The organism is Bacillus sp. 1A (assembly GCF_052682215.1).
The window spans coordinates 3349121-3374786 of the sequence record NZ_JBQYLZ010000001.1; the positions used below are offsets into that span (position 1 = coordinate 3349121).

The window sequence follows — 25666 nt, forward strand, 5'->3', positions numbered from 1 at the left end:
TGTGAGTAACCCCCAGGTTTAAGCTGAAAGTATCTGTAAATATAAATACTATTATGTTTACGAAATACTTAGTTTGAAATGGGGATTGTGCATGAATAGAGAAAAGAAACTAACAAAACCAGTAGCGAGTTTTATTGTATTAACCAATATCATTTTTTTGCCGCTTTTCTTGCTTGTAGGTGCTATAAGTATGTTGGAATTTCCTACATGGATCTTTGATGTAATGTTTTGTATATCGTCTTGGTCCTCAACTTTTGCTTTTGCCGTACTATTTAAAAAAATCTATCCAGGGCAGAGCTTTATACAATTTGTAAAAGACAAGTTCAAAAATAAACTTAAAGTTTCTGTAATACTTGTTGTGAGTGTGATTCAAACTTTCATATTTTTAATGATTTTATTTGTCGTGTCTAAAAATAGTGAAATAGACTCTATTTTTACTGTCACTTCACGGGGAATGCTAATCTATTTCTTTGTTAAAAACTTTCTTGCGGGGCCATTGGGAGAAGAGATAGGATGGAGAGGTTTTGCGCAAATTGAACTCCAAAAGAGGCATTCACCATTAATAGCTTCGTTAATTATAGGGTTTTGGTGGGGAATGTGGCACCTACCTATTTGGTTTACTACAGGATTTGTAGGCATGGACCTAATTAAATATATTCTATTTTTTATGATCTCTATCATATCTATAAAAATCGTCATGACTGCATTTTATAACTTAAATCAAAATCTAATCATTCCAATCATTATCCATCAATTCTTTAATTTCTTTATTGGCATCATAAACGGAAACTTAATCGATCTAATCATGTATAACGCGATTTTTTATTTAGTAGTTGCAGTTGTTTTAATTGTTGTGAACCCAAAGAGAGTTCTGTATGGAGCGGAAGATATAGATAGCAGGAATGGAAAGTATTAAGTACATTGCTATTGGAAGGCGGGGAATGATGAAGAATTATATAGGGGTAGTAGCTGCTAAAAGTATCTTTATCCTTTCAATTGTTTTTCTATATTTCAATCCGTATAGCAATCAAGAGCTTGATAAGGAAGTATATATCACTGTATTTTTCATGTTCTTACTTCCTTCTTTTCTAGCAGTAATTGCGGTAGTTGCAAGGAAAAAGACTTTTATGATCGCTTATTACCTGAAACTCTTTATTTAAGTGTAGCTGCAATACTTACGTTATGGAGTTTATATAGTATATTTTTAATAATTTATTTTATATGTATCGTTTGGATGAAAGAGAGAAGTGCTTGAAGAGTAGTTCTCTTTTTTATTAAGTTTTTGAAACAGCGCATTATGTACATATAGTAAAGAAGTAGAAGATTAGTAGGCATGGGAGAAATCTTTATGTCTTTTTTTATGAGGATTTTTAATTTTAAAAATATACTGTAAAAAATAATTTACAATTTGTAAAAAATAAATTACAATTATCTCAAGGGGTGTTACTATTGTTGCATAATAAAATTGTAGTTTGTCGAGCAGAAAAAGGTTGGACCCAAGAAGAACTGGCAACAAGAGTGGGAGTTAGTCGTCAAACTATCGCTACTCTTGAAAAGAATAAATATAACCCTTCTCTAATTCTTGCCTTTAAAATCGCAAATGTATTTGAAAAGCCGTTAACCGACGTATTTGATTATCTAGAGGAGTGATACATATGTTGTTGTTAAAAATTTTATTATTTGGTTTAATAGTGATAAGTAAGATGTATGTAATAAAATTTCAATCAAGTGATGAAGCAAATGACGAACGAGGAAGAGAAATTCTATATAAAACTAATAATGTTTTGTACAATATTCTATATTTAGGTATCCTTGTCATTATTGTTTTACAATTAATTGATATTATTCCTTTGAAATTTCTACCTGATTTGTTATTATATTTTGCACTTTCATTAAGTGTGTTAGGCAGTATTTTTATATTTATCAACAGAAACAGTAAAAATTACTAATACGAGTTAAGTGTTTAATCTTGTTCTGTTAGTTGATTAAACAAAATGTTTTTTTAGTAGGCTACATAAAATAATCAATCTTTTTTATAAAAACTTAAGGAAGCCAAAAGAACCCCACACATTTTAATCAAAATGTGTGGGGTTCTTCTTTTTATAGAATAAATATTTGCAGCAATACTTTGTTCAAATTCTAATTAAAACTAAAATCCACCTTTTCTATTATAAATTTTTGTAGTTTGGAATATATCTATTTGATTAACCAAACTAGTATTTTAGGGGCCTTAACTGAAACAATAAATATAACTTCATATCAATCTTGTTAATGAATTTCATTACCCTCGGATAAAGGACAATAGTAGATCTTTGATTTTTATTACAATTTTGTAAGGTTAAGTAATAAAAATCGATAGAATGGGATATTAGAATGGGATACTCTGATTGATGGGTAGAATATTCTGAAAAAGGGGTAGAGCAAATGAAGAATAGGCAAAAGGCATCGATAATATGCAAAAGTATTTTATGTTTCATCATTTGTATATTTATTACGAATGAAGCATGGTTTACAAATGTGGTGAGGGCAGAATCGGGCACGTTGACTGATAGAAGTATAGAGGATTTCAAAAAAAAGCTGGATGAACAGGTACCAAAATGGCAGGAGAATTATGAGGTGCCAGGGGTTGCAATAGGGATTGTACATGAGGGGCGTATTGCTTATACACTTAACTACGGTTATGTAGACAAAAAGACAAAAAAAGCGGTGAGTGATGATACTTTATTTCAAGCTGGTTCCATATCTAAAAGCCTTACAGCGTGGGGAATCTTGCATCTTGTAGATGAAGGTCGTTTATCACTAGATGATCCCGTTGGAAAATATCTGACCAAATGGAAATTACCTAATTCAGAGTTTAATAATAATGAAGTCACAATAAGAAGATTGTTAAGCCATACAGCAGGGCTGTCTGCACATAAAGGATACCTCGGGGTTGCACCAGGGAAACATCTTGACTCTATTGAGGAGTCTCTGTCTGGAAAAGGATGGTTTAATGAACCAGTGGAGGTTACCAATAAACCAGGTTCAGAAACAATTTACTCTGGTGGCGGATATACAATTTTACAACTTGTAATGGAAGAGGTTACCGGAATACCGTTTGATCGTTATATGGAAGAACAAATTATGAAACCTTTAGGAATGAAATCTAGTTCATTCTTACAACGTCCTGAAAACCATAACCTGTCGAAAGCTTATGGATATTTTGGAGAGGAGCTCCCTAGTTACCAATTTACCGAACAGGCTGCTGCAGGTCTTAAGACAAATGTTACCGATATGATGACATTGATACTTGCTAGCATGGATGCAAATAATGAAGGTAATGGTGTCATCAAAAGTGAACGTGTTACGGAAATGCAAAAGCCGGTATTAGGGGAGGATGGTTTAGGTATATTTGAAAAAAAACTATCTAATCAATGGAAATTACTTTATCATTCTGGTGACAATCGAGGCTGGCATTCTTTTTATGGTTTCATTCCTAATACAAAGGATGGATTGGTAATCCTTACAAATGGTGAAGGTGGTATAGACTTACGACAGGATATTTACCATGCATGGATTGAACATGAAACTGGAAAATTACCTGAAAGTTACTTCTCTCTAGCTGAGCAGAGAAAAAGTAATTCCATTACATCAATTGTTATTGGAGCCATACTTAGTGTATATTTGCTGCTATTCGTAATTAGATTGTACAAAGGTAGAAGAACTTTCATTTTTAAGCAAGAGAAGAAATCCTACATCGGATTAGTAGTTAGGACATTTTTACTTATTATTACTGCTATCCTCGTTTTTTGTGCTGCCTACTTGTGGAGAGTTTTCAGCTTGAATTCCGGTAATACAATAAATTTTATTCTAATAATGGTATGGATTATAACATTATTAATTAGTGGATTTTTCCCGAAAATTAGAAGTAATAAAAAACAACGTATGAAAATAAAAGATTTAACATCAAAATTTACATGTATGTAATGTTAAAGGCTAGAAAGCTAGATTGGCGTGAATCGCTAATTTTGGTTTGCAAAAAACGACAAAATCTCTTAAAAAATACTTAACTTTTAACGTCATCTATCTTTACAATCCCTCCTTATAATGTGAATTGGACAAGCATCTAAGAGAAAACAGAACATGTCAGTTTATACATTCTATCATTAGGGGGAGAATTTGTATGAAAAAGACAGTTGCTTCGTTAGCGGTTATGGCGGTATTATTGCCGACGTTTTCAGCACATGCGGAAGGGAAAGAGCAAGTTCGAAAATCAGCTACAACTTTTAATGTTATTAGTGATATTCAAGGGGACTTAGGGGATTTTGACCACGTATTAAAAGATATGAACAAAGTGATGCCACTTTCTAGAGCACTTATTATGAATGGGGATATAACGTCAACTGGACAACAGTCACAATATGATGATGTAAAGCGTGTGTTAAACAAAAATAAGCATCCAGAGAATGTATGGTCAACTGTTGGCAATCATGAGTTTTATGCGGGTAAATGGACAGCTGATGGGAAGCTCTCTCAAAGTACATGGCCAAATGGTGTAACGGAAGAAACGCTATTCAACCGCTACTTACAATTTAGCGGGCAAGAAAAGGTATATCATAAAAAAGAATTAGACGGTTATCCGCTTTTATTTTTAGGAACTGAAAAATATATGAAATACCACGATTCAAAAATGTGGGATGAAGTATTTATGAGTGATGAGCAATTAGGTTGGTTAAAACAAAATTTAGAAGAATATAGTCAAAAAGATAAAAATAAGCCAATCTTCATTTTCTCTCATCACGTTTTACCTGATACAGTATCTGGATCAAGACAATCACCGTACTTACAAGATTATTTAAACGTCGATAAGTTGTACGATATATTAAAAGACTATCCGCAAGTTGTTTTCTTCACGAGTCATACGCATTGGGATTTAAACTTGCCAGACTGGGCTGGTAAAAAGAAAATTGCAGGCGGAGATAAAAAAGGATTTACTGTTGTAAATACGGGTGGAATTGAAACAGGATGGATGTCAGCTGGACCAAATGGCGGAGAGAAGACTGCTCCTGATGGTTATTCATTTAAACAAGGGCTACAAGTGAAAGCATATGGTAATGATGTAATTGTAACAGCTTACGACTATAAACGTGATAAGGATATAAAGAAGCTATTAATTAGTGATGCGAAGGTCGCACAAATGGCACCAAATGTAACCGCTGATGATAGTAAAAATATAATCGTCGGTGCAACGGAGTATATGGAGTACTGTGTAGAAGGAACGAACGAATGGTTGACGTATAATCCAGCGAACCCTCAAGAATTTGATGGGACCAAGACTGTATACGTACGTCATAAAGGCGAAATGAATTTAGAACCAGGATTAACGCAGCTTCTTCGATTTTCGGTAAATAAGTGATTGGAGGGAGCCCGCATTTGAATGTGTGGGCTCTTTTTGTTTTGTTTTTTTATCGATAAATCGATATCTTATGTCGAATCGTCGATATATTGAAAAAATCGTTGATATATTTCAAGTTATGAACGATATATTTGAAAAATCGTTGATATAAATTTCATGTACCGTATTGAAGTTAAAATCTTTAATACAATTTCATACATCAAAACCGAATTCCAATACATTTTTCCCCCAGAAAGATGACTTCATCATTTTTACATGTAATAATAGTATCGTTACATACATTGTGAAAGAAGTACAAAAGGAGCGTTATTAATGAATTTAGCTAAATTCCCGAGAAAAAAATATACAGAGTCATATACTCCAATTGAAAAATTAAACAATTTTTCTGAAGCACTTGGTGGGCCGACTATTTATTTTAAACGAGATGATTTACTTGGTTTAACAGCTGGTGGTAATAAGACGAGAAAGTTAGAGTTTCTAGTTGCAGATGCACAGGCAAAAGGTGCAGATACGTTAATTACAGCTGGTGGTATTCAGTCAAATCATTGCCGTCTAACACTTGCAGCTGCGGTAAAAGAAAAAATGAAATGTATTCTTGTATTAGAAGAAGGGCTTGAGCCAGAAGAGAAGCCAGACTTTAACGGAAACTATTTCTTATATCATTTACTAGGTGCTGAAAATGTAATTGTTGTACCAAACGGAGCAGATCTTATGGAAGAGATGCATAAAGTAGCGAAAGAAGTAAGTGAAAAAGGTAATACACCATATGTCATACCAGTTGGTGGATCAAATCCTACTGGTGCAATGGGATACGTTGCTTGTGCGCAAGAAATTATGGCACAATCATTTGACCAAGGAATTGATTTCAGTACAGTTGTTTGCGTAAGTGGTAGTGCTGGTATGCACGCTGGTTTAATTACTGGTTTTGCTGGAACACAAAGTCACATTCCTGTAATCGGAATCAACGTAAGTAGAGGAAAAGCAGAACAAGAAGAGAAAGTAGCAAAACTTGTAGAGGAAACGTCAGCTCACGTTGGTATTCCGAACTTTATCCCGCGCGAAGCTGTTACATGCTTTGATGAATATGTAGGACCAGGTTACGCGTTACCAACACCAGAAATGGTGGAAGCAGTTCAATTACTTGCGAAAACTGAAGGTATTTTACTCGATCCAGTATATACAGGTAAAGCAGTAGCGGGACTAATCGACTTAATTAAAAAAGGTACATTTAATAAAGAAGACAACATTTTATTCGTACATTCAGGTGGTTCACCAGCGTTATATGCGAATACATCTTTATTTGCGTAAGTGTAAAAAAGCATTGGGTATCCAATGCTTTTTTGTTATATACTGGAATTATTATGGAATGAGAAGGGAGATTATATGAGTTCAAATGTAAAATGGATCATATATACGGTACTTAGCATTTCTATTCTGTTAATTTTATTTGCGGCTTATGGAGTTTATTTATATTTCAATTAAGTGAAATGGTAACCAAACCAAAGGGAAAATAAAATAATTGCTGTGTTAAATAGAGTAAAACATAAACCGATAATGGCTAAAATTTTCTTCTCAGCTCGGCTGCAAAAAGAGATAACTGCTAATATTATTGCTATAACAGCGGAAGCTAATATGAAATAGGCGAAAGGCACGACATATTCTACTCCAACTCTGTCTAAAATAGGTGAGAAGAGAAAGAGATTAATAGTAACGAATATACTTACAATGAGAAACGTATAACTTTTCCAAGTGTATGTTTGTAATTGCATGGAACGATACTCCTTTCTCTTTATTATTTATATTTTTAAGTGTAAATTAATTACCTTTATTTTACAAATTAAAATATTTTGTATTGAAAAGAGGGTATTAATATGAAAATTAGAAATTGGTCTCTAGTCTTTATTGCGATCTGTATACTCATAATAACCGGCTGTTCAAATATAGTAGGAAATGAAGATCAAAGAATTCAAGTGCAAAAACATATTGATGATAATGAATATAAAGATTTTAAGATGGCGACAGATAATAACGAAGTGTTACAAGTAAAGAAAATATTAAATGATACTACTTTTGAAAATAAAAAAGTGGAAATGTCTCGTCCAGCTGATTATCACTTTATTTTTCAATTTAAAAATCCGAAAATAGAGGCGAAAGCTGTGTTGTATCAAATTTGGATAAGTCCTAATAAGGATAAAATAGAGATCATAGCGGGGGATAGTCGGTACGTTCAATTAGAAGGGAAACATGCAGCCACTTTGTTTCAGATTGTTACAGGGGAGAAACTAGTTGAATAAGCGTATATAGGGTTATAGAAATTCAGTTCGTATTTTTCATTTTTGGAGATAATTAGTATTCAACAAAAATAGCTATCTTTTTATATTGGAATAAATATTGAGAATCGGATAAAATGGAAATTGGACATTGACTTGATGAGCATGAGGTTCTCCGCGTATAAGCGGATTAGTGAACCTTAAGGTGTCCATTAATCCGCCATTGAATAATAATACTAGGAAATATATTGTTTTTACAAAGATTTGATGTTATGTTTAATTTTCTCAATATAATATTTCCCTTATATAGGAGTGGCTATTTGAAGAAATTAATATTATTAGTTTTATTGACTACATGCTGTTTGGCCATTGCAGGATGTTCTAATAATAGGATTACACCAAAGAATGATTCTAAAACTTCAACACCTGAAAAGATTAATCGTATCAATAAAGCGTGGTACAAACATATATAATAGTTTTAAAGAAACTTGAAATTGTTGATGATAAAGGTCATAAGGTGAAATTCGTTAGGCCGATAGTAGAGGCTGTGAAACCTGGTGAAAAGCGGGAAGCATAGTTCGCATTTAAATTAATAAAATATGCGAAATTAAAATATTCACACAAAAGAGTCTACATGTAGGCCATTTTTTGTGAATATTTTTCATAGATAAAAGACATTCTAATGTGCCTGCCTCTAACTTGAACATTCTAAAAATTATTTTACTAGGTTAAAATGTTTATAGAGAGTATCGCCCTTCAAAATTCAGTGAATGTGAGGGGCTCATAATAACTCGACTGGTGTGATCCTTTTTCACTTTATCTACCATCTTTATATATCTTTCTATTAAAAAATCTAACTTTAATCGATTAAATGGAATAAAACTTGGTTAAAAATAATGAAATTTCAGGAAAAATAAGGTACACTAATCAATGGTTTTGGTTTAAAATCAATTGACGTTTATGTATACGGGGGAAAGATTGATGAACAACAATATAGTAAATGAATCTGTTGAAGAAGTTGAGAAAAAACGGGTAAGATCAAAAAAACGTTTTACAAATTGGAAGCTAATCGCAGCAGGTGGCGGTTTCATTGCACTTCTTATTGGAGGAATGAGTTATTATCAAGCAACTCACTTCAATTCGAATGTTACGATTAACGATACAAAAGTCGGTGGTTTGAGCGCTGATCAGGCAATACAGGAATTAAAAACATCTGGACTAGCAAACAAAGTCTATATTGATCAACAACAAATTTTAGATGAACAAGATACAAAAACGGAACTGACGGAAAAAGACTTGCCACAAGTTAAGAAACTATTAAAAAGTCAGTGGACATTTTTCCCTTCCACAAAGGAAAAAGATTATTCATTGCTACCGAAAGAAGCGGATCAGTATCGTAGTGAAACGATGAAAAAACTTGTAGAAGAAAAGCTTGTTTCTATGAATGAAAAATTAAAAGCGCCTCAAGATGCTATGGCTAAGCTCGAACAAGGAAAAGTTGTTATTGCGAAGAGCGTTGATGGAAAACAGTATGACGTTACGAATCTACTAAGAGATTACGACAAGCAGAAGCATAAAAGCGAAATTCATCTAAAGTCTGCATACATACAGCCTATTAAAGAAGACGATCCAATCATCAAAAAAGAAGAGAAAGCATTACAGAATCTTCTTACGCAGTCTGTTGATTATAAAGTGCAGGATGAAGTATATTCATTAAAAGCGAAAGATTTAATTCAAAATGCTACCATGTCAAAGGATATGAAAGTAACAATCGATGCGAGCGAAATTAAGAATAAGGTTGCTGAAATTAATAAGGCTAAATCTACATTACATAAAGACTTCGCTTTTAAAACACATTCTGGTTCGGTTATATCAGTAAAAGGACAAGGATACGGCTGGGCACTAGATGTGGAAAAAGAAACAAAACAAGTTCAACAAGCATTTGAAAAAGGCGAAAAATCGCTTTCTGCTTCTAATATTCACGGGAATGGTTGGGAGAAGGAAGGGATCGGCTATAAAACAACCTCGAATAATGGCATCGGAGACACATATGCAGAAGTTTCCATTGCAGATCAACAAATTTGGATTTATAAAGATGGGAAATTAGTTGTCACAACAAATGTAGTAACTGGTAAACATAGCACGAGTGAAGATACATCACCAGGTGTGTGGTACGTTCTATATAAACGAACACCATACACACTTAAAGGAAGCGCAGTAGGTAAAGCTGATTATGCAGTTAAAGTAGATTACTGGGTTCCATTCACAAATAGCGGTCAAGGATTCCATGATGCAGGCTGGCGAAAAGACTGGGGAAATAATGCTTATGTAACAGGAGGATCAGGCGGGTGTGTAAACCTTCTTCCTAACGTTGCAAAAACTGTGTATGATAGTTTGAACACATATGATCCAGTTATTGTGTACTAGAAAATAGCTGCGTATCAAGAAATAAATAAAGCAGGAAATCTTACCTGATGGTACATGAAAATACACCTCGTGAAATTGCATACTAAGTGTGCAATTTCAATGGAGGTGTTTTTGTTTGAAAACAAGAGTTCATTGCTTCTAAGAAACAAAGTAGAAAGAGATTAAGATGAAGAAACAAGTATTCAAATAGTCAATAAAATTGACATTGAATATCATTTTCACTTATTATAGAATCATTGCATTTAATTAGACATGACTTTTTTATTAATATAATAGATTTTTAATAAGGTGTCCCATTAAAGAATTTAAACGTAGGAAAGGGTAATATAAAAATGAACTGGAAAAAAGGCGGATTATGGATTATTATTTTTTTCATTGTAAAAGGTACGATTTCTACACTGTTAATCGTTACAGGTGCTAAATATTTTAATTTATCATTTATGCAACTTTTCGCACTAGTACTGATCTTATTACTGATTTCTCTCATAAGCCGAAAATTGCTGTATAAACATAAACAAAACAAAAAGCAAAAAGAGCTAAATATATAATGAAGCCCCAGAGACCTTTGGATTTCTGGGGTTTTATTTATTCAATAGTGAGTTTTGGATCCGCGATACGAATGGTACACCCCATCAGTTTTATCGATTGTAAATCAAGAATTCACTAATTTTATTGAATAAATAGAAAACAATGTTCTTTTTCTTTTATTTCATTTATTATCAATAAGGGCACCAAAAAAATAGATAGGGGTGCTAGAATGTACGGTATTATTAATTACGAAGTGTTTTTACTAACAGGAATTTTATTAAATCTAATTCCTGGAGCAGATACCATGTATATTGTGGGGAGAAGTATTTCACAAGGTAGAAAAGCAGGTGTATATTCTGTTTTTGGTATTATTACTGGTTCTTTAGTTCATACATTATTGGTTGCTTTTGGTTTATCTATTATACTTACAAAATCAATTGTTTTATTTAACACTATTAAGGTTATAGGTGTTATCTATCTTGTATATTTAGGAATTAAAATGATACTTGATAAGACCAATGTAGCTTTTCAAGCCTCATCTAATAAATTGAACATTGGAAAGATATACTTACAAGGACTTTTAACAAGTCTTACGAATCCAAAAGTCTCTTTATTCTTTATTGCGTTTCTTCCGCAATTTATAGATACAAAGGCTTCAGGTCCTATGCCTTTTATCATTTTAGGAATTACTTTTACAGTAACTGGACTATTGTGGTGTTTATTTGTTGCTTTTTTCTCTTCATATGTCACGAAAAAATTAAGAGGAAATCAACAGGTAGGAATGATTCTAAATAAAGTAACGGGAATCATTTTTATTGGTATGGGGTTAAAATTGCTTCAAACGAAGGCTCCTCAATAAACCTGAATAATATAAAAATACCCCCCATTCAAGAGATGTTACCTCGGATGTAAGCTAATTTCTATATACTAAAAAGTCCCTTCAAATTGGGAGGCCACTGAAAAAGTGGTTGCTTTGAGAAAATAACACGCATTTTATCAATATGTTGAAATTAAAAAGGACCCCATCACCTTTATATAGTAGGTGGTAGGATCCTTTTTCTTATGAAGTGGAGTTTTTCAGTGCCTTCCAAATTGGAAGGGGCTTTTTGCTTGTTATTTTGGTTTATCTAAAAATTTATTCCATAGGGCTTGATGTATTTTAATCAATTGTGATGTAAATATGTCCTCCAATGACAAGGTTAAATCCATTCATTTCGTCATCGTAGCTTCGTTATCTTGCTATTACATTCCAAAATGCGTACAACAGCGTGCCTTCAAGGTTATACTGATGCTGGAGGTGATTCAAAGTGACATACGATTGGAAAATGAATTCGAAGAAAACTAATTAACAACTAAATTATTAAGGGTAAATTCAAACTGTATATCGATTGGTTTATAAACGAATGCGCAGTATGTTTCGGAAGTTGATCTTTTCATTAGCCAGAAAGCTTTTGAGTCCTAATAGTAAACATCAATTCTTCATTTTGAAACTAAAATCGCTTTTATATTAGATTTCGAATTTTATGTGGTACAGACATTAGTTGAAAGATAGGTTTTGCCTGTTCTTGTTTATATCAAAAACTTGATAATTTATAAATATGGATTTAACGGGGGGATATTATGAAAGATAGCAAACATTTTAATTTTCAAAAGCTTTGGCTAGGGCAGTCTATAAGTTTGTTAGGTACTCAGTTTACAATAGTAGCTTTGCCACTTTTTGCATTAGAGGTGTTACAAACAAGTGAAGCAAATGCTGCTATGCTTCGTGGGGTTATATTCGCCCCGTACCTAATTTTCGGATTAGTAGCCGGTGCTTTAATAGACATTTTTCATAGGAAAAATGTCTTGCTAATTTGTAGTATATGTCAAGGAGTATTGTTTTTATCAGTATTCATACTGACTGTAACAAATATTATAACGTTCCCTTTATTGGTATGTATCATGTTTTTAAATGGAATATTCACCACGTTTTACAACATCGCTATTCCTTCTTTCTTACCGGAAATAGTAACAGATAAAGACAACTTAAAAAAAGGAAATGCGCAACTAGCACTTTCGGCGTCTATTTCTATAGTAATTGGTCCTATACTAGCTGGAATTGTCATTACCCTAGTTGGATTAACAGGTTCATTCACTGTTGACGCAGTAACGTATTTTGTTTGTTTTATGTTTGTATTATTCATTTCAAAGTTTAAATCGCATACAGAAGGTTCTTTAAAAGATGTAAATTTAAAATCCATATACCAAAACATATATGAAGGTTTGATATATTTCAAAAAACACCCTGTATTGGAGCCGATTGTAACTTGTGGTGCTGTTTACGGCTTTTTTAAATACATATTAAATAGCATTTTAGTAATATTCCTTTATAAAGTAATGGGGCTATCTGAAATTGAAATAGGGTTTGTTGTAGGTTCAGCAGCGGTGGGATTTTTAATAGGTAATACGGTTCTCATGAAAAAAAGTCAACAAATTAATAATACAAAAATGCTTATTTATAGCGCTACTGTATCAGTTACCGGTTTGGCTTTTATACCGATAATGGGCTATATGGGAACAGTTTACGGTATAGTAGCCGCAAGTATCATACATGGTATGGGAGAAGGTGTATTTGGCCCTTACGCTGCAACTATACGACAACTTGCCTCACCAAATCACATGCTGGGCCGAGTAAATGCTGTACAGCGCACGCTGAATTGGGGAGCTTGGGCATTGGGAAGTTTTGCTAGTGCATTTTTAATTTCTATATTCGGGCTTCAAACTACGTTATTTATAGGAGGTTTCGGAACAACATTGTGTTTAGTGGCGTTGTTAAGACGAGGCGTATCAAAAGGAACTGATATTGAATATACGAGTTCATTTTAGAGGGGATGATTATGATGCATAAGGTATTAAAAGGGACTGACATAGAAAACAAACTACACATTTTATTTATAGGGGGATGGACAAAACCTATACAAGATGCATTAGACAGTGGGTTTACTGTTTCGTATATAGGGTCTTATGCTAAACACATATATTTTGATGGGGCTATCTTAGAAAAATGTTTCTATAAAAAAGAAATAGAAACAACAAACATCCCCTTGTCTATATACTATGCTGAAGAATTATTCAAAGAGAAACCTTTTGATGTGGTTGTATCCTTCAACGAAACAGCATTAGATACGGCTTGCATAATTGCAAAGATTTTTAATGTTAAAGGGCCTTCTTACAATGCGAATATGATAACTCGCAATAAAGACATGATGCGTGCAATTCTAGCAGGCAAAGACTTTTCGATAGATTCGACAGTTTGCAATAACATTAAAGACATTAATGAATTTTTACATAAAAAAGATAGTGTTATAATAAAGCCGCCGATTGGGGCAGGTGGTAAAGGAGTATGTAAGTTAGACAAGGGGGATGACGTAGGGATATTTATTGAAGAAAATGGAATTCAACTACCTGTTTTAGCGGAAGAGTACATTGAAGGTGATGTAGTTTATACGGTTGAGACCGTTTCTTATAACAAAAAACATTCTATACTAGCTATATCAGCTGAAGTATTTAAAGAAGATACATTGCTAATAAACTATACGATTATGCCGGCACCTTTAGATGAATCTCAAAAACAGTTAATTATGGGAAAAGTAATGTTATTTTTGGACGACGTGCAAATGGAAAATGGCATTACTCATACAGAAATAAAGATAGATAAACATAATAAGCCAATAATTATAGAGTCTCAAGTTAGAATAGGTGGCGGCAATATTTGGAATATGGTGGAACTAACAACCGGTATATCTCAATTTGGATACTATTATGAGACATTAGCTACTGAGACTATAGATGAATTTAGATGTGTACCTTCAAAATGTCAAGCTATGTCTTTAAGTCTGATTCCAAAGCCAGGTTGCATAAAAGAAATCAAGTATAAAGAGTTAGCTAACATATCCGAAGTCGTATTAATTGATCTATTAGTAAAAGAGGGCGATACCATACCAACTATTGTAGACAGTACTCAACGCAAGGGAAGTATATTATTCACGGCTAATGATTTAGAACATATGTATGAAGTTGCAGAGAAAATATGTGACAATATAACGTTTGTTTATCAGGATTTATCAGAATGGAAACCTTCTTTAAAAAATATATGTAAAAAGAAATGTAGCAAATGACTGGTCTATTAATCAATAAGTGGATAAGAGTGAGGCCACAAATACATTAGCTAAAGCTATATTTTTCGATAAAAATGGCGAGTTTATATAACGAGTCCTTCAATGGAAATTACAATTAGCCGAATTTTATCCTTAGTGGGATAAAACTCGGCTTTTTTGTATTGAAATGTGCTTAGCGTTTTTTTGAAATACTGGCGGTACCCATACCTATCAAGCTAATATTTTGATGTCCCCCCAAACAAAAAAATATTTCTTCACAGCTAGTTGTCTATGAGAATTGAGTTCATTTTTTTGTGTTTGGATATTCGCTTTTCTTAGCATGATGGCAATGTGGTTCTACCCCTTATAAATGTTACAAAAATCTTTCACATAGCTCTAACTTGCACAATGCTTCCCGTTAATATAATACGCTGATTCTGTGAAAACCGTAAATACAACCTCTACTTCTGGAAGTCCAAAATCCATTACATATGTAGTAATGGCCTTGGCAAATCGATCACGAATTTCCTGTCCACGCTCGAACCATTTCACTTCAATAAGAGGAAACGCTTCTATTTCTTCTCCATTGAATACAAACGTAGAACTTGGTAGTTCCAACGTAAAATTATCCGTACCACACTCACAAATCTCTGCGAGCTCTTCTACTAATGGCTTGCTTATGCGTTTTAATTGTTCAGTAGTAATTCCACGAAACATAACATGCGGCATTTGAATCCCTCCGTTAAATAGCTTTATATTTGCTCACATCATAACACAATTTATTTTACTGCACTAACATCTATTGGTACATTTCAATGACATTCTTAAGAATAATCATAAGTTATTGAAGCAATACATGTATTGTAACTATTTAAAATATTTGAGAGCTCGGTAATTGGGTAAATAAAAAAGCCTTATCATTCTCCCTGTAAGGAGGCTGGAGGGGAGGCCTCTATTAGGAAAGGGATGGTGCGCTTATATATTTTAAAAAGAAAAGACACATTAAGGTGCCTTCCTCCGACTTGATAACCACTTTAATTTTAATAACATTGGATTCCCATCCGAATAATATTTTACCACGTTAAGTAATGTTGGTCATTGAGAAAGTCAAATACGTAGCGTTCATATATAGTGACCCCTAGGAGTATGCAAAATTTAATACAATTTTTTTGTTGATCCAACAACAAAAAAGAACCCTAAAACCGTGCCAGGATAGGAATGTATAAAAAAATGCATAGGTCGATAGAACAAAGAAAGGAGGTTCCCTTGTAAGGGGAAGATTCCTCCTTGTCCTTGCTACTGATAATGATGTGTTATGTTAACTCCATATGTATAGAGTATACAGTCAAAAAAGTACAATACATCGCTTCTTCTAAATGGTACAATTAGGGAAAAGGGGTGGAAGAATATGTATGATTACAAATTTGTGAAAGTCGAAATTGATGGATGGAAAGGGCAACCCAAAGAAGATTATAAGCGTATTATTATAGAACATGCTGAGGATGGTTGGGAATTTGTTCAAGTCCTTACGCTAACACTCGCAGGATATACGACTTCTTTGGAGATTATCTTCAAACGAACCAAAGAACTTCTTTAAAAAACGAAAGAGGTTTGCCTTAAATAACATACAAAAAGAACTGAAATATTTTGGAATCTAATTGTTCTCGATTTAACTTATAAGACAAATAAGCTAATATTAATCAACTTCCGATATCGATAATTATGTAAATCAGCTGTCCACATGGACAGCTGATTTTATTTTTCGGCATAGCATAGATTATTTTGAAAAATGCTGACGGTATCCTAGGGAGCATAAAAAGCAACAAAATACTAAACTTTAGAAGTTGAATAAAGGATTATTAAAAAAGTATATGGAGCCAGATACTTTATAATTGTGATACATATTTTAAGGTTGTTAGAATACTCAAAATTTATCGTAAGAATCGCTATTTTTTTATAGTCTATTTACGTAATTTATGTTATGGTTTCATATGTTAATTACTTACAATTTTTTAGGGGGTGTAGGGGTTTGAAGGTAAAGAATCTAATATTATTAGCATTTTCACTTATGTTTGTAGCAGGGTGTACTACAAAAGAAAAACAAGTAGACAGTAAAATTTCTATTGAGCAAAATAAGAAAGAAGACTATGAAGAAAACTTAGCCTATCTAATGAAAGATGTTTCTGAACAGTCCAAGGTCGTAAGTGACATATTAACAGGCCAAAAGTCAGTAGAAGAGAAGAAGAAAGAATTTGATTTAGCTTCTAAAGACTTACTTGAAACATCTGAAAAGGTTAAAAAATTAAAGCATGACGAAAAGTATAAAGATGTGCAATTTACAATGGATACTGCTATGGGTTTACTAGATATGTCACTTAAATCGATTGGAGACGGTCTAGAATTAAAAGATAGAAAATTAATAGAAATAGGTAATGATGCAGTAGTTAAGGCTTCTAAGAAGATAGACGAAGCAAACGAGATGATGAAAGACATTAAATAGCAAGGTAATTTAGTTATCTTCTGAACTACTAGAAAATGAGTTTGAAGAAAGCAGGGAGAGATATGAAACGAAAGGCATTAAAACTTGCGTTACCCTTCATGCTATTAGTAGGAGGAGTTGGTTGTGGAAGTAATGCAATAGATGAAGAGCACGCTATTGTTTCGAAAGAAGATGCAAAAAAGGAAGATATTTATGCAGGAAATCTACTCCAATTAAATAAAGAGTTTAACACTATTATTGAAGATCTAGCTATAGCTGAGGAAAAGTGGAATGAATAGAAAAAGCATTCTAAAACAAAGGGGTATATGTCAATGAAACGTAAGATTTTATCTTTTTTAGTAGTTCCAATGTTAATGTTAACTGGGGTTGGATGTGAGACAAAGGTTAAGAAAGATGAAGCAATGGAAGCTTCTGTTAAACAGAATAAAAAAGAAGACTTCAGTAAGAACCTAGAATATTTAATGAAAGATTTCTCCGAACAATCTAAGGAAATAGACGGTATTGTAAAAAGTAGCAAGTCAATGAAGAAAAAGTCAGAAAAGTTAAAAGAAGTATCTAAACCTTATTTACAGTTAGTGGACAAAATAAGTAAGTTAGAGTATGAAGAAAAAGATCACCCAGTACAACATAATGTAGGTGTAGCGATGATTCATGTAAAAGATGGAGTGGCAATCATACAAGAAGGTTTAGATAAGGGTAAAGAAAATAAAGTTGATGCTGGGGTTGAAAGATTAGAGACTGCTTCTAAGTTAATTGATAAAGCAAACAAAGAATTGAAAAAATCTAAGTAACCTAACTATAGGGGAGTGTGTTAAATCTATAGGCTATCCTATAATTAATGGATCCTAAAGCTTAATACATAATAAAAATACCGGTTCTAATAAGAACCGGTATTTTAAATGGTATTATTTTGAAGTACACACTAAATGAAAATTCTTTTTCTCTACAATTAGTTATTTTGAGAATTCAACTCATTTTTTCTTTTTGGGGTATTTACTTTTCTTAAGTTGATGGGCATGTGGCGGTACCCCATACCCATCAAGTTAAAAGCTCACACCACCCCCAGAACGATAATTTTGTATTTTGTACAGCACCCAGGCGCAGGAGGATCATTCTGTCTTGCCGATCCAGATGAAAAGTTAAGTTATATTTATGCGATGAACAAACATGGATTTGGCATGGCCAAGGAACGAAGAGAACTTGCACTAATAAAAGCCCTTATACAGTTGCTTTTGAAAAAATGAAAATACGTAAAAATAGTTGGAAATATTTTTATGTTGTACGGTTTTTGGCTATGAATAGTGGAATACATACTAAGTATTCAACAGTTCAAATAAAACGAGTCATCTTTTTATTTGAAGAAAAAAGATGACTCGTTTTATGCTAAAATTCACTTAGTGTATATTTTCGTTAAAATGTGGGTGGGCCCCCTTTTAGCAAAACCGGAGTGGAAATGATGAGTATAAACAGTTTTGTGAGATTGATAAAGGACGAATTATTAAAAGAGGTAAGCATTAGAAGTGAGGATGAATTCGAGCCTGTAGTAGTTAAAGATATTCCTAGACTTTGGCAGTGTTTAGGGATAGGTAATTATGCCGCAGTATTTATGCACAAAGAGTACAAAGATTGGGTAGTGAAAGTTTACGCACGAGAAGGAGAAGGAATTGAAAAAGAGTCAGAAGTATACCGGAAAATCGGAAACCACCCTTCTTATTCGAAGCTTATATATAAAGGAGAAAATTTCATAGTATTGAAACGTTTAAAAGAAATTACCTTATACGATGCTGTTCATAAGGGGATTAAAATTCCTAAGCAGGTGATCCTTGATATCAATGCAGCTTTAGAGTATGCAAGGGAACAAGGATTAACTCCTTGTGATGTTCACGGGAAAAATGTGATGATGGAAAAGGGAAGGGGATATGTAGTCGATGTATCTGATTTCTTAAAAACAAAAGAAGATAGTAAGTGGAGAGACCTAGAAAAGGCATATTTTACATTTTATTTGCCTTTCATTTATAAATTTCCTTTCCCTGTTAAAGTACCGTATTTTATGCTAAACATTGTTAGACGTTCGTATAGAAAATATAAGAAGCTTAAAAAGAAATTCAAATTGTAAAAGGACCACATACTTATTTTTAAGTTAGGTAAGTGAATCACTAGTAAACAAAAGGACCGTACATTTTAGATATGTCTAATATGTACGGTCCTAATTTTATAACTTTATGAAGTAATCAGTAAACTTTACATTTCCTTTTTCACGCAATTACTTATTTTCTTCCTCAAACCCTTTATTCTTTTTTCTCTAACTTTTCAACTCTTCTTTTAAGTAAAGCAATGCCGGCATTTTGATTGTTCTCGTCCCGTTTAATTCTAAGGTCTACAAATACTTTTTATTGTTGATTTTGCAAGGAATTGATGCGTTTTTTGAGCACAGTATGGTTTTATTCACTCCGGCTTCTTTCTGTCACACTCTTGAAGTTAATTATATTTTTCTACGTACTAAATAAAAAGATAAGGCCCCCATAATAACAGGTGCAACGAAATCAAAGAAATGGTAAAAATTAAAAGGAAAAAGAAAAAGAAATGGTATAAGTGTATAGATAACTGCTAGTCCTATAAATATAGGAATTCCAAATTGAAATTCTCTACATCGTTTGATTTTCCTGTATAACACTTCCCCAATTAGACAGGCTACAAGAGCCGGTATACTACCATAAGTGACGATCGTTTTAATGAATCCTAATACAACGTTCGGGTGAATAAAGCTAGGATGAGAAATATATGAAATCAAGAACCATCCAAAAATAAAAGCAAACAGATTTGCAGCATAACTAATTACAAATTTTATCAACGTAATCATCCTCACAGTTTTCTAATATTAACTCCATTGTATGACATGAAATCCTATTATTGGTAGCGAGAAAAAAGCGGATCCCTACTCTAAAAAGCATCCACTCATCCTTCTATACTTGTTTTATTTTCTTTGCTCTAGCAAACTTCCAAAAAGCTGCAAGTAGTATGAGCAGTGGAATTCCCTGAATAAAGAGAAATCCTCCCAAAAAATAAAGTGCACGACTAACTAGAGGAGGGGTTGTTGCCGACTCACCCGCAAAATAAGCCCTATAATTAGCCGCTACACCTGCATAATCAGCTATCCCACCTATAAGAAAAGCCGCTGGACTTATGATTAGATTTATCCCTAAACAGATCATTATTGAAGATAGGTTTTTAGCCTTAATTTTTGGTGAAACAGACAAGAAAAATAAGAATATTGCAGTGCCGTTTATAAGAAGTAGTGTTATTACAAAATAAATTCCCATAATATCCCTCCATGATTTTAATTGTACCATCAGCAAGGACAACTTTGTGTAAATTTGGATGAATAGGGTCTTCATGTGAGGTTAACATAACGTCTCATTAACAGTAGTCAATGATGCATATAATTTTCGTTTTTACTTTCTTTTCTGAGCTGGATAGCGGTGGGGTGAGTCATAGATTGTGGAACACATTCCTAAGTTATTATAATATGAAGAAATGAAATTCACCCTCTGCAATTCATTCAAATGGTTCAATCTTCGCATCTTATGAATTCCCTGATAGTGCTAAACTTAAGCAAAAAAATTAACCATCCTATGCAAGAAAGTTTAGATAGCTAAAAGCATATGTTTTATTAAAAGGATGTGATTGAATTATGGAAAGGCCGAATTGGGGAATTGGAGGATTAGTATTTGTTGGCTGCATGTTTCTTGGCGGAGGAGTGGGATCTATGTTAGATAATGCTCAAACAGGATGGCTAATAGGTATGGGTGTTGGATTTATTGGGATGGCTTTAACGAGACTGATCAGAAAGTAATATAATGGGATTCTGCTCCCAGTAAATAAGGAAATATGTATGTAATTCATGGCATAATAGCTTTATAAATTATAGTTAGAACCTTCTCTTTTCTAAATTTCTCCATACATAGATATGATTCTTAAGTCGGAGGATGGCACCTTAGGGTGTTTTTTTGTGCTCTCTAAAAATGCCTTACCATATAATAGACTTCGTTAGATTTCGATAATATTTTTTGGAATAGAATAGATTCATTACCGTTTCAGACCTATGTATTCATTCATAACCTAACAGTAAAAGGGGGGATGATTAAAGGTATGGCGTTTAATGATGAATTAATTTGTCAACAGTTTGCAAGAATTATCGGTGGCCAAGAAGGGTTCGCCGGTGGAAAATGCGTGGCTACAATAAATCGGGATGAAATACAAGCAACTATCTTAGGAAAACGTTTTAGAGTAACAACTTCCTTCTCATTCGAATCAAGAGATAATAAAACTGGACGGGCATTATGTCTAGGACGGATAGCTCTCTTACAAAAAGAAGTCAATGGATTTGTTGCTACAATTATTAAACAAGGAATAATCGTTTCGTCTATACACAATGAGTGGTTATGTGATGATCCGAATTTAATTTACGTTAATATCGAAGACGTTGATGATCCGCTAAGTTTCGCAAGGAAAGTTAGAAGAGCGTTATGCAATTAACCAATTTATTTAGTTAAATGAGCGATATAAAAGGATCTTTAATTGAAAGATCCTTTTATACATAAGATGAAGGTTTTTCTTTGTATTTTATTAATTAAGTTCACTTGACTAGCAAACGAACGTAATTCCTGTGCACGAATCGATATAATAATCTCCGCTTTTATTGTAGTGTCAGTCTTTTAGTAGAAATTAAATATTTACAACAAATTTTGACAAAGAAATACATATATTTTTGTTATGCTATGAAAGTTATTAATTTGTAATGTATATATAGGAGGATTTTTTAATGTTAAAGAAATTGTTATTATGTGTACTTATGAGCTTGTGTGTAATGGCTTTAAGTGCTTGTAAAGGTGATGAAGAAAAATTAAAAGTAGCAGAGGATGAGCAAAAAATAGATGAAGATAAAAAAGTAGCAGAGGAAGAAAAACGTAAGCAAGAAGAGCAACAAAGAGCAGAGGAAGAAAAACGTAAACAAGAAGAGCAACAAAGAGCAGAAGAAGAGAAGCGTAAGCAAGAAGAGCAGCAAAGAGCAGAGGAAGAAAAACGTAAGCAAGAAGAGCAGCAAAGAGCAGAGGAAGAAAAACGTAAACAAGAAGAGCAGCAAAGGGTAGAAGAAGAGAAGCGTAAACAAGAAGAGCAGCAAAGGGTAGAAGAAGAGAAGCGTAAACAAGAAGAGCAGCAAAGAGTAGAAGAAGAAAAGCGTAAACAACAAGAGCAGAAGACTCAGCAACAACAGTCTATACAACAAGAGAGAACACAAAAACAAGAAAAAACAACACAAGCAACAGGTGGGAAACCAACAAGATCACAAATTTCAGTTGGTTCACATGTAGTTATTCAATTAGATAATGACTATAGCAAAACTGTAAGTGGTGTTGTGAAAGACATTTTGACACATAGTGAAACACATACATACGGCATTAAAGTTCGATTACAAGATGGACAAATTGGCCGTGTTCAAAGTGTTAACTAGTGAAAGAAGATTTGACTACTTTTCAAATAAATAAAAACTACAAAAAACCGGTTCATTCGTAAAGGAACCGGTTTTTTGTAGCGTTTTGCTTAGTGTACGAAATTTGCGTTTTGTTAATGTCACCACATCTCTATCAAGTTATCGCATACAAGGTAATAGATGTTTTTTATAATTTGAAAGGAGAGGAAACGAACTTGGAGGGAGTACTGGAACTATATAAGAAATACACTCAGGGGGCATGTTTGAGAAATGAAAAAGGAAATTGTTTTTAAGTTTGGGCTATGGACCTATCCGCCTGTTCTAATTAACTAAAAGAAGAACTTTCCCATACCGATTAGACTACTAAGCATTCCGATTCCATTCATGGTGCCTTTTCCTACTGTAAATAAGTTTCCAAACATTCCTGGTTGACCGTTATTCCCCCACCCCATGGGACTTACCTGTCCTCCCCATCCTAGAGGGTTTCCAAAAACACCCCAGTTATTGGTATTGAAATTAAAAGCTTTGGCTGGCGGCGATAGTAAAGCGGCAAGATGCCCTTGTGCGAACATCCCTGTATGATTGAATGGTTGAGCCCAGGGTAAGGGAGGTTTTTGAAAATTACCTACATAGCCTTGTAATGGAGTCCAATTAGTGGGATGTCCTTGTGGCATCATCCCTGCATAATGGATTGGCTGACCTATAGAGAAGGGAGGAGTTTGAGGATTGAAACCCGTATAATTGGCTGGCGAATCCCAACCAAATGGATAGACTCGACAACTCCAATTCTCAGGAATCTTCAAATCATTCATTCCCTCAGCTTTAGCTATTTGGGGCTGTAAATATAATGCTGACATTGCAATTTGGTTATTATATTGCTCACCGTTGCCCTCTGAATTCAAATACCAATATTGGTACATAAGTTTATTCCCCTCACTTTAAAAATGTAATGTTAGACTTAGCCTATGTAATATTCCTTTTTATGGATGGTTACATAACTAGATTTACAAGCCTGTATTTAAAGGAATAGGTGTATGGTCTTGTTGATTTATCCTACTATTTGTGGGCAATAAGACAACTCCACCTCAAAATTCAGCCTAATTTAATTTCGGTTAACAAACGTGTTTATAAAGGTTTAATCAATAAAAGAGATTTTAAAATGTTATGTTGAGCAAATAGAATTGCTAAAAAGAGAATATCCATTCGAAGAGTTTGGCAAAATACTGCAAGGATAATGTATTCTTGTGCAGATATACAAACGACTTAAACGAATTAATGGAATTTATAATGAAGGGGCAAATGAATATATGAGTGAAACATTACATAAAAGAAAACCACCATATTTAATGCTTGTGATCCTTTTTATTGGAGCATTTGTTTCATTTCTAAATAACTCGCTTTTAAATGTAGCCTTGCCATCCATAATGAAGGATTTAGACATTAAAGATTATTCAACGATTCAGTGGCTTTCTACAGGGTATATGCTTGTAAGTGGTATATTAATTCCGGCCTCAGCATTTTTAATAACCCGCTTCTCCAATAGGAGCTTATTTATTACATCTATGTTGATTTTTATTCTTGGTACGGCTTTAGCGGCTTTAGCACCGAACTTTAGTTTATTACTTACTGGCCGGATGGTTCAAGCAGCAGGTTCTTCAGTCATGGGGCCTTTATTAATGAATATTATGCTAGTAAGCTTTCCAAGAGAAAAAAGGGGAACAGCGATGGGGATTTTTGGATTAGTTATGATTACAGCTCCAGCAATTGGACCGACACTATCGGGGTATATTGTAGAATATTATGACTGGCGTTTGCTTTTTGAAATGATTTTACCGTTAGCAATCATTAGCTTACTGTTAGGGGTTTGGAAATCGGAGAATGTCATGAGACAAAACAAAAATGCAAAACTTGATTATCTCTCATTACTATTATCTTCTGTCGGTTTTGGTGGTTTGTTATATGGATTCAGTTCTGCAAGCTCCGACGGTTGGACGAATAAAGTTGTTTTAACAACCTTAATTATAGGCGCTATTGCCCTAATTACTTTCATTATCCGTCAATTAAAAATGAATGAACCGTTATTGGATTTACGTGTTTACAAGTACCCAATGTTTGCACTTGCGTCTGTAATTGCGATTGTTAACGCAGTGGCCATGTTTTCGGGTATGATTTTAACACCAGCTTATGTACAAAACGTCCGCGGTATTTCACCGCTGAGCTCTGGGCTGATGATGCTTCCAGGTGCGGTAATAATGGGAATTATGTCACCAATTACAGGTAAACTATTTGATAAATATGGCCCTCGTATTCTTGGTATAGTAGGACTTTCCATTACAGCCGTTTCAACTTATATGTTAGCAAACCTGCAACTCGACTCTAGTCACACACATATTATTCTTATTTACACACTGCGGATGTTTGGGATGGCGATGGTGATGATGCCGCTTATGACAAATGGCCTTAATCAATTGCCAACTCGCTTAAATCCGCACGGTACAGCTGTTAATAATACAGCTCAACAAGTGTCCGGTTCAATTGGTACTGCTATTCTTGTTACGATTATGAATTCTGTAACAAAAACAAAAGCTGAAAGTTTAATGGCTGATGTAGATCCAACAACCTTCACAGAAGCTACGAAGGCAATGTTAACTCAGAAGGCTTTATTATCCGGAATTCAATATTCATTCTATGTAGCGCTTGGCATGAATGTTGTTGCACTACTATTAGTTTTTTTCGTTAAACGTGTAGATACAAGCCCGGAAGCTATTGAGAGGTTAAATCGGTAGAGTGAAACAAAACTTTAGATAATGATTTCTACAAGTTTTTTGCTGTTTAGTTAGACTATGAAGAAATGCAAATTTCTGCTGCTAAGGCGCTGGTATTTAAATCTGGAAAAGAATCAGTGAAATAATTAAATAT

The 25666-nt window shown here is 33.7% G+C and carries 27 protein-coding genes; 22 read left to right on the plus strand and 5 right to left on the minus strand.

Annotated features, from left to right (window positions below):
* Positions 1-91 precede the first annotated feature (91 nt).
* The 7 genes from ACUN0F_RS17090 to ACUN0F_RS17120 all read left to right on the plus strand — a co-directional run bounded on the left by ACUN0F_RS17090 (position 92) and on the right by ACUN0F_RS17120 (position 6703).
* Entirely contained in the window at positions 92-916 is an 825-nt protein-coding gene (locus ACUN0F_RS17090) for a lysostaphin resistance A-like protein (RefSeq protein WP_445539781.1), read from the plus strand.
* Positions 917-944: 28 nt separating this feature from the next.
* Positions 945-1160, plus strand: a complete 216-nt coding sequence (locus tag ACUN0F_RS17095; protein WP_445539782.1) for a hypothetical protein — start codon at positions 945-947, stop codon at positions 1158-1160.
* A gap of 289 nt (positions 1161-1449) precedes the next feature.
* The gene (locus tag ACUN0F_RS17100) at positions 1450-1650 is read left to right on the plus strand and encodes a helix-turn-helix transcriptional regulator (protein WP_000903049.1); all 201 of its coding nucleotides are present in this window, start codon (positions 1450-1452) and stop codon (positions 1648-1650) included.
* Between the two features lie 5 nt (positions 1651-1655).
* Positions 1656-1949 (plus strand): hypothetical protein, encoded by a 294-nt coding sequence (locus ACUN0F_RS17105; RefSeq protein ID WP_000925449.1) that lies wholly within the window; start codon positions 1656-1658, stop codon positions 1947-1949.
* Between the two features lie 475 nt (positions 1950-2424).
* Positions 2425-3966 carry a serine hydrolase domain-containing protein gene (locus tag ACUN0F_RS17110; RefSeq protein WP_000797427.1) on the plus strand — a complete coding sequence of 514 codons (1542 nt, stop codon included), beginning with the start codon at positions 2425-2427 and terminating at the stop codon, positions 3964-3966.
* A 196-nt stretch (positions 3967-4162) separates the two neighbouring features.
* Positions 4163-5395: a DUF4073 domain-containing protein gene (locus tag ACUN0F_RS17115; RefSeq protein ID WP_264461104.1), complete on the plus strand. Its 1233-nt coding sequence runs from the start codon at positions 4163-4165 to the stop codon at positions 5393-5395.
* Between the two features lie 312 nt (positions 5396-5707).
* Positions 5708-6703 carry a D-cysteine desulfhydrase gene (locus tag ACUN0F_RS17120; RefSeq protein ID WP_001046585.1) on the plus strand — a complete coding sequence of 332 codons (996 nt, stop codon included), beginning with the start codon at positions 5708-5710 and terminating at the stop codon, positions 6701-6703.
* 170 nt (positions 6704-6873) lie between these two features.
* Here the strand turns inward: ACUN0F_RS17120 and ACUN0F_RS17125 are convergent, their stop codons facing one another.
* Positions 6874-7164: a hypothetical protein gene (locus tag ACUN0F_RS17125; RefSeq protein WP_264461105.1), complete on the minus strand. Its 291-nt coding sequence runs from the start codon at positions 7162-7164 to the stop codon at positions 6874-6876.
* Positions 7165-7266: 102 nt separating this feature from the next.
* Between ACUN0F_RS17125 and ACUN0F_RS17130 the strand changes: the two genes are divergently transcribed.
* The 6 genes from ACUN0F_RS17130 to ACUN0F_RS17155 all read left to right on the plus strand — a co-directional run bounded on the left by ACUN0F_RS17130 (position 7267) and on the right by ACUN0F_RS17155 (position 14777).
* Positions 7267-7689: a hypothetical protein gene (locus ACUN0F_RS17130; protein WP_264461106.1), complete on the plus strand. Its 423-nt coding sequence runs from the start codon at positions 7267-7269 to the stop codon at positions 7687-7689.
* Positions 7690-8646: 957 nt separating this feature from the next.
* Positions 8647-10092 (plus strand): L,D-transpeptidase family protein, encoded by a 1446-nt coding sequence (locus ACUN0F_RS17135; RefSeq protein WP_445539783.1) that lies wholly within the window; start codon positions 8647-8649, stop codon positions 10090-10092.
* A gap of 332 nt (positions 10093-10424) precedes the next feature.
* Entirely contained in the window at positions 10425-10640 is a 216-nt protein-coding gene (locus ACUN0F_RS17140) for a hypothetical protein (protein WP_001104093.1), read from the plus strand.
* A 209-nt stretch (positions 10641-10849) separates the two neighbouring features.
* Positions 10850-11479 (plus strand): LysE family translocator, encoded by a 630-nt coding sequence (locus ACUN0F_RS17145; protein WP_000274246.1) that lies wholly within the window; start codon positions 10850-10852, stop codon positions 11477-11479.
* A gap of 761 nt (positions 11480-12240) precedes the next feature.
* Positions 12241-13485, plus strand: a complete 1245-nt coding sequence (locus ACUN0F_RS17150) for an MFS transporter (protein WP_445539784.1) — start codon at positions 12241-12243, stop codon at positions 13483-13485.
* 14 nt (positions 13486-13499) lie between these two features.
* Complete coding sequence (locus ACUN0F_RS17155) at positions 13500-14777, plus strand: ATP-grasp domain-containing protein (protein WP_445539785.1); 1278 nt, start codon at positions 13500-13502, stop codon at positions 14775-14777.
* A 375-nt stretch (positions 14778-15152) separates the two neighbouring features.
* Here ACUN0F_RS17155 and ACUN0F_RS17160 read toward each other — a convergent pair whose 3' ends face one another.
* Positions 15153-15485 (minus strand): DUF1904 family protein, encoded by a 333-nt coding sequence (locus tag ACUN0F_RS17160; RefSeq protein WP_001120939.1) that lies wholly within the window; start codon positions 15483-15485, stop codon positions 15153-15155.
* Positions 15486-16164: 679 nt separating this feature from the next.
* On the opposite strand from ACUN0F_RS17160, the gene ACUN0F_RS17165 reads away from it, so the two are divergent.
* From ACUN0F_RS17165 to ACUN0F_RS17185, 5 genes are all read left to right on the plus strand, one after another.
* Complete coding sequence (locus tag ACUN0F_RS17165) at positions 16165-16353, plus strand: DUF4177 domain-containing protein (RefSeq protein WP_000272493.1); 189 nt, start codon at positions 16165-16167, stop codon at positions 16351-16353.
* A gap of 432 nt (positions 16354-16785) precedes the next feature.
* The gene (locus ACUN0F_RS17170; protein WP_000865350.1) at positions 16786-17256 is read left to right on the plus strand and encodes a hypothetical protein; all 471 of its coding nucleotides are present in this window, start codon (positions 16786-16788) and stop codon (positions 17254-17256) included.
* A gap of 62 nt (positions 17257-17318) precedes the next feature.
* Positions 17319-17534: a hypothetical protein gene (locus ACUN0F_RS17175; RefSeq protein WP_046958048.1), complete on the plus strand. Its 216-nt coding sequence runs from the start codon at positions 17319-17321 to the stop codon at positions 17532-17534.
* A 27-nt stretch (positions 17535-17561) separates the two neighbouring features.
* Positions 17562-18047: a hypothetical protein gene (locus ACUN0F_RS17180; RefSeq protein WP_445539786.1), complete on the plus strand. Its 486-nt coding sequence runs from the start codon at positions 17562-17564 to the stop codon at positions 18045-18047.
* A gap of 665 nt (positions 18048-18712) precedes the next feature.
* On the plus strand, positions 18713-19372 hold the full coding sequence (locus ACUN0F_RS17185; RefSeq protein WP_141550954.1) for a serine/threonine protein kinase: 660 nt from the start codon (positions 18713-18715) through the stop codon (positions 19370-19372).
* A 366-nt stretch (positions 19373-19738) separates the two neighbouring features.
* Here the strand turns inward: ACUN0F_RS17185 and ACUN0F_RS17190 are convergent, their stop codons facing one another.
* Both ACUN0F_RS17190 and ACUN0F_RS17195 read right to left on the minus strand, forming a co-directional pair.
* Positions 19739-20116 (minus strand): hypothetical protein, encoded by a 378-nt coding sequence (locus ACUN0F_RS17190; RefSeq protein WP_215561702.1) that lies wholly within the window; start codon positions 20114-20116, stop codon positions 19739-19741.
* A gap of 103 nt (positions 20117-20219) precedes the next feature.
* Positions 20220-20576, minus strand: a complete 357-nt coding sequence (locus ACUN0F_RS17195; RefSeq protein ID WP_445539787.1) for a hypothetical protein — start codon at positions 20574-20576, stop codon at positions 20220-20222.
* A gap of 371 nt (positions 20577-20947) precedes the next feature.
* Between ACUN0F_RS17195 and ACUN0F_RS17200 the strand changes: the two genes are divergently transcribed.
* The 3 genes from ACUN0F_RS17200 to ACUN0F_RS17210 all read left to right on the plus strand — a co-directional run bounded on the left by ACUN0F_RS17200 (position 20948) and on the right by ACUN0F_RS17210 (position 22768).
* Positions 20948-21109, plus strand: coding sequence for a hypothetical protein (locus ACUN0F_RS17200; protein WP_264461112.1), 162 nt, complete (start codon positions 20948-20950; stop codon positions 21107-21109).
* A 284-nt stretch (positions 21110-21393) separates the two neighbouring features.
* Positions 21394-21792, plus strand: a complete 399-nt coding sequence (locus ACUN0F_RS17205) for a DUF1259 domain-containing protein (protein WP_000589726.1) — start codon at positions 21394-21396, stop codon at positions 21790-21792.
* Between the two features lie 286 nt (positions 21793-22078).
* Positions 22079-22768: a YwbE family protein gene (locus ACUN0F_RS17210; protein WP_264461113.1), complete on the plus strand. Its 690-nt coding sequence runs from the start codon at positions 22079-22081 to the stop codon at positions 22766-22768.
* Between the two features lie 308 nt (positions 22769-23076).
* Here the strand turns inward: ACUN0F_RS17210 and ACUN0F_RS17215 are convergent, their stop codons facing one another.
* Positions 23077-23667, minus strand: coding sequence for a hypothetical protein (locus ACUN0F_RS17215; protein WP_445539788.1), 591 nt, complete (start codon positions 23665-23667; stop codon positions 23077-23079).
* A gap of 387 nt (positions 23668-24054) precedes the next feature.
* Here ACUN0F_RS17215 and ACUN0F_RS17220 point away from each other — a divergent pair, with 387 nt between their 5' ends.
* On the plus strand, positions 24055-25533 hold the full coding sequence (locus ACUN0F_RS17220; protein WP_445539789.1) for a DHA2 family efflux MFS transporter permease subunit: 1479 nt from the start codon (positions 24055-24057) through the stop codon (positions 25531-25533).
* The last annotated feature ends 133 nt before the right edge of the window (positions 25534-25666 follow it).